Origin of the sequence: Okeania sp. SIO2F4 (genome assembly GCF_010672385.1) — a bacterium.
Taxonomy (GTDB): Bacteria; Cyanobacteriota; Cyanobacteriia; order Cyanobacteriales; family Microcoleaceae; genus Trichodesmium.
On sequence record NZ_JAAHGT010000827.1, the window covers coordinates 1 to 4,399 of the forward strand.

The 4,399-nt window shown below is 34.8% G+C and carries 5 protein-coding genes; 1 reads left to right on the forward strand and 4 read right to left on the reverse strand.

Annotated elements, in window-relative coordinates:
- Nucleotides 1–433 precede the first annotated feature (433 nt).
- The gene (locus F6K22_RS33365; protein ID WP_293108241.1) at nucleotides 434–781 is read left to right on the forward strand and encodes an STAS domain-containing protein; all 348 of its coding nucleotides are present in this window, start codon (nucleotides 434–436) and stop codon (nucleotides 779–781) included.
- 354 nt (nucleotides 782–1,135) lie between these two features.
- On the opposite strand, the gene F6K22_RS33370 is transcribed toward F6K22_RS33365, so the two are convergent.
- The 4 genes from F6K22_RS33370 to F6K22_RS33385 all read right to left on the reverse strand — a co-directional run bounded on the left by F6K22_RS33370 (nucleotide 1,136) and on the right by F6K22_RS33385 (nucleotide 4,231).
- Nucleotides 1,136–1,693, reverse strand: a complete 558-nt coding sequence (locus F6K22_RS33370) for an Npun_F5560 family protein (protein ID WP_375340215.1) — start codon at nucleotides 1,691–1,693, stop codon at nucleotides 1,136–1,138.
- An 844-nt stretch (nucleotides 1,694–2,537) separates the two neighbouring features.
- Nucleotides 2,538–2,891 carry a 30S ribosomal protein S6 gene (gene rpsF, locus F6K22_RS33375; protein ID WP_293108243.1) on the reverse strand — a complete coding sequence of 118 codons (354 nt, stop codon included), beginning with the start codon at nucleotides 2,889–2,891 and terminating at the stop codon, nucleotides 2,538–2,540.
- Nucleotides 2,892–3,008: 117 nt separating this feature from the next.
- Nucleotides 3,009–3,482, reverse strand: a complete 474-nt coding sequence (locus tag F6K22_RS33380; RefSeq protein ID WP_293108246.1) for a Tic20 family protein — start codon at nucleotides 3,480–3,482, stop codon at nucleotides 3,009–3,011.
- Between the two features lie 551 nt (nucleotides 3,483–4,033).
- Nucleotides 4,034–4,231: a hypothetical protein gene (locus F6K22_RS33385; protein WP_293108249.1), complete on the reverse strand. Its 198-nt coding sequence runs from the start codon at nucleotides 4,229–4,231 to the stop codon at nucleotides 4,034–4,036.
- Between the last annotated feature and the right edge of the window lie 168 nt (nucleotides 4,232–4,399).

Here is a 4,399-nt window from a genome sequence, read left to right on the forward strand (position 1 = left end):
TTGTGACTCTAGCTAAAAAATCTAACTCATTTATAGTTTATAGCAAAAATTTATCAAGCTGTCATTAGGTAACAGGTAAAAGACAAAAAAGATTACAAGTGTTTCTCACTAGCCTGAGAAACATTATATAAGAAATAAATACTCCATCCTTAAGTTTTTATACTAGACAATAAGCATTAATTGTGTAGTATAAAAAAAATTCATTTATATAATGAATGGCAAACTCTATCGAGTTTAAATTTTATGGTTTTAATTCTCATTTTCACAAAATATTAGAAAATCTATTCCTCTAAATTTAGTATAATTTCCGGAATAGAATCAAAATTTTTGGATGTTTGATAATTAGGGTATAGAAATAATTTTCCATGCCACCCATTTTTTTAGAGTCAACTGAAAAAACTAAACTTCTTCTTTTTAATTAATGGTGATACCTATGAAAACTGTTGATATCAAAAAACATATTATTTTAATTCCGCACCACCGCTTAGACTTGGTCGGAGCAAATGCTATGAAGGAGCAATTTATATCTCTTCTAAGAAAACAATGCAATCTTTGGATTATTGATATGGCAAATGTAGAGTTTATAGATAGTTCTGGTTTGAGTGCATTAGTTATTGGTTTAAAAATAGCTCGTGAGCATGGTTATCGTTTAGCGCTGTGTAACCTGAATCCCACAGTTAAAATGACTTTTGAAATTACTCAATTAGATAGAGTTTTTCAAATTTTCAATAATCTTGATGAAATTTTTGCGGACTCTGATTTAAAATTAGCAACAGCTTAGTTAATTACTTATTAGGGAATAGCAGAAAATAAATTATCCCAATTTTTGTACTCCTATAGTTAACTTGTTACTCCCCACTCCCTGACTTTTTCAATTTCTTCCCTACTCCCTACTTCCTACTCCCTACTCCCTAATCCCTTATTTTTATAGCTAATGAGATAATTTTTTATTTGGAAGTCTCTTAGATAATCGGCTCAGATGCTAATTTTAATAGCAATTGAGCTGATTTTCTGGGTTGTAATTAATAAGTATTTCCTAAAAACTCAAAATTATCAAAATACTATTTTCAAAGCTGAAGTTTATACTTATGCTGATAGAGAAATTTGTATTAATCTCAAAGCATATTTACTAAAATCAAGCATTGCCAAATGTGGGCATTTCCACAGAAGAACCAGATTGACCAGAGCCAAAAGCAGGTAAGTCAAGACCATTAGCTCGACGATTTCTAACTGCTAGACGATAACTAACACTTTGTAGCTCTGCATGAAGTTGACGGTTTTCCTTCTGCAACATTTCAACTTTGTCGAGCACTTCTGAAAGTCGCTCGGAAAATTTTTGACGATACACTTCTGGTAATTCTTGTACTACTTGTTCTAACATTTGGGAGCGGTCTGTTAATTCTTGTACAGAATGACGCAAATTATATATTTCTGCATCTCGTTCAGAAATTTGTTCTTGATAAAAAGTTACTTGTTGTTCAACTTCGTTTAGCTGTTCTTTTAAACTTTGCATTTGAGACTGGTAACCTTCAGGAACAGCAGATGTTGGTACAATACTTGTATTTCCTTTAACCAAGCGAAAAAGTTCTTGAGACAATTGTTGAATTAATTGGTCTCGCATTTGTAATTCTTCGTTAAGACGAGATACTTCAACTTGAAGTTGTTGGGAATTTAACTTTTGCATCTGATTCACTGTAGTTTTGCTCCTAGCTATTCAGTAGTTCTTTAATATATATAATTTAACTTTTTTAACTTCTCTGACGGGAACCCCCGCTCTCTTAAAAAGGAGCGGAGGGATGGTAAGGTAAGGGTCAATAGTCGGATACCTCTACAAATAAAACATTTGGCTCCCCTTGACAAGTAGGAGGTATTTGATTATTATCGGCATCAACACAGGGGGAGGACATCACCTCGGTCACAACTGCGGTTAGTTTTCCCTGACTGAATAATCCTACTCTATCGCTTCAGGGCAACGTCGGGAATATGTCAAAAATACTATACCCTCTATATACTTATTAGGATAATTATAAATTACGGGAAGTAGGGAGAACTTTCCCCTAATTCCCAATTTTACTTTGATTTTTGAGCTGGGCAAACAAATCTAAAATTCTGGAAGTCTTTGGAATTAAGCTTGATAGTATTCGATCAGTATACATACTCAAAACATCACATCTAAGCCTAGTCAGCACTTCAAAATAAGCAAAATTAAGATAGGTTTGCCCTTGATTTTTGAGTTAAGCAAAAACTCTTAAACCTTAAGATATTACTTAATCTTTGACATCCTCTCCGGCGGTTAGGCACGGAGATTCTTACTGAGTCCTAGCTCTTCGGTGGGTTGACGTTTCATCGGGTGCTGCTACCGAATGCAGCAGTCTGACCCTTCCCTCCGCGTCCGTTTAATGTCTCAGACTGCCCGCCCGCGACAAAAATATAGCCTATCTCTCCTACTTAAGAGCCCGCCCTTAAGGGCGAGGTTTAAATCAAAAAGTTGCCCTACAAGGGCGAGGCGCCTACCCCAATTTTTCGGTAAGATATTACTATTCTACTGACGCTGCTACTGGTTCTGATGAATTTTGAGCATCTGTTTTGCTAATTTTGGGTACTTCCTGTTTAATGGTTAAGTAACGAATAACTTCTTCACTTAAACGCATTGCCTTTTCCAACACTGCTATTTGAGTAGGGGGACCTTGATAGTTCATCTGAATATATGTACCTTCACGATGATCGTTTATCTCATAAGCTAAACGACGTTTACCACGATGTTGAATTTCTAGATCGTAAGCTCCCTGTTCCTGCAACATATCCTTATATTTTGTAATTGCCTGCTCTACTTGTTCTTCAGTTAGATCGGGACGCAGGATATACATTGTTTCGTAAATGAATGGTCTCATAGAAATAATCTCCTTTTGGACTACATGGCTTCTGCTAAAACTTAGAATTAGAAGAAGCAAGGATCTTCTATCATACAAAATTTTGGCTAAACATCCTAGTGCTAGTCTCAAAAATCTTTAGCGGACTTGCATATAAACAGCATCAGAAATAGTGGGTATTTCTGCGTAACGCCCCATTGCTGACTGAACTACTGTGTAAATAAATGAAGCTAAAATTCCCAGGAATATCATATTAGAAAGAGTTTCCAGAATAAATCCTCCTAAAGTCCCCCCTAGTATTGATAGAATCAGACCACACAAAATTAAAACAATGTCCAACAAAATTGCCTGCATCGTATTAAAACGAATAAAATGAGATATATTATTATTTCTCACTACCAGTAAAAACAGAGCAAAGAAAACTATTAAGCCAAGGAAAGGTATACCTCGGTAAATCTGTAACAAAGGTGCAAGAGGGATTAAAATTAGTTTTAGAGGAGGAAACTGTTGAAATAAGTATCTTCCATACACTAATCCATCCAGCAAAGGTAATAGGTAGGGTAAACAAGCAAAAATTCGGTCTTGAACTGTTGTGGAACCGCGCCAAGTCATTGTAAAATACTCCTGAATTTAGTGAGATATAAACACATATAAATTCAGGATAGCGCATTAACATATTAGAATCCCTCTAGTCAATGGATTCTCCTAGACTCTAGTATCTAGTATAGAGATTATGGATTCTTTCAGAGTGCTTAACTACCTCTGCTCTAGCAAAAGTTAGCCAGAGACAGGGCTTTCCTAAGTCGTTTAGGTGGTTAGCCTCAATTTTATGATGCCCAACCATACTATCGATCAATAATTTTTTTATTGAATAGTGGTACTTTGTTAATTTTCCTAGCTTGGTTTCTCCCAGTATTAGCAACTGGCAGACATCAGCTCACTAATTAGCCTTAAAATCTTTATTTATATTCCCCTAATGGGGATTCTAACTCAAAGGTTTGGTCTTTTTTTTGGGACTTTCTATTTAATAGTAAAAGTAAGCCTAAAAGGGCAAGGCTTTAGACCAAAATTATTGGTTATTTAGTAGATAAGTGCTGAGCGATGAGAATCATATTTGTCACTCTGAAAAAACTCCAAATTTTAATTAATCAAATCAAAACTAATTATTCTATACTGGCAATACGAAAACCCATTTCACACTCATACTGATCTGGTTGAGTATCTGCTAATTTAGGAACTGGATGACCACAACGTAGTTGACCACCTTTCCAACGGGGTTGAACACTTTGATTAGCTAATAAACAACCTTGACAAACTCGTTGAGGATCAACAAGCTGATTTTCCATTAAAATAACTAACATAATTACACCTCCAGGGATATCCCATCTGGTGTATATATTTTAAGCCAAGATTATAGTATAAATAAGCAAATTGCTACAGAATTTAACATTTATACAATATCCTATAGTCAAAATTTAGGAAAATTTGTATTAATTTCTACTCAGTGAAAATAAATTTCTGATAGTCAA

Excerpts from the sequence above, each read along its gene's own strand:
- F6K22_RS33365 (WP_293108241.1), top strand. The coding sequence starts at position 434 with ATGAAAACTGTTGATATCAAAAAACATATTATTTTAATTCCGCACCAC.
- rpsF (WP_293108243.1), bottom strand. The coding sequence starts at position 2,891 with ATGAGACCATTCATTTACGAAACAATGTATATCCTGCGTCCCGATCTA.
- F6K22_RS33380 (WP_293108246.1), bottom strand. The coding sequence starts at position 3,482 with ATGACTTGGCGCGGTTCCACAACAGTTCAAGACCGAATTTTTGCTTGT.
- F6K22_RS33385 (WP_293108249.1), bottom strand. The coding sequence starts at position 4,231 with ATGTTAGTTATTTTAATGGAAAATCAGCTTGTTGATCCTCAACGAGTT.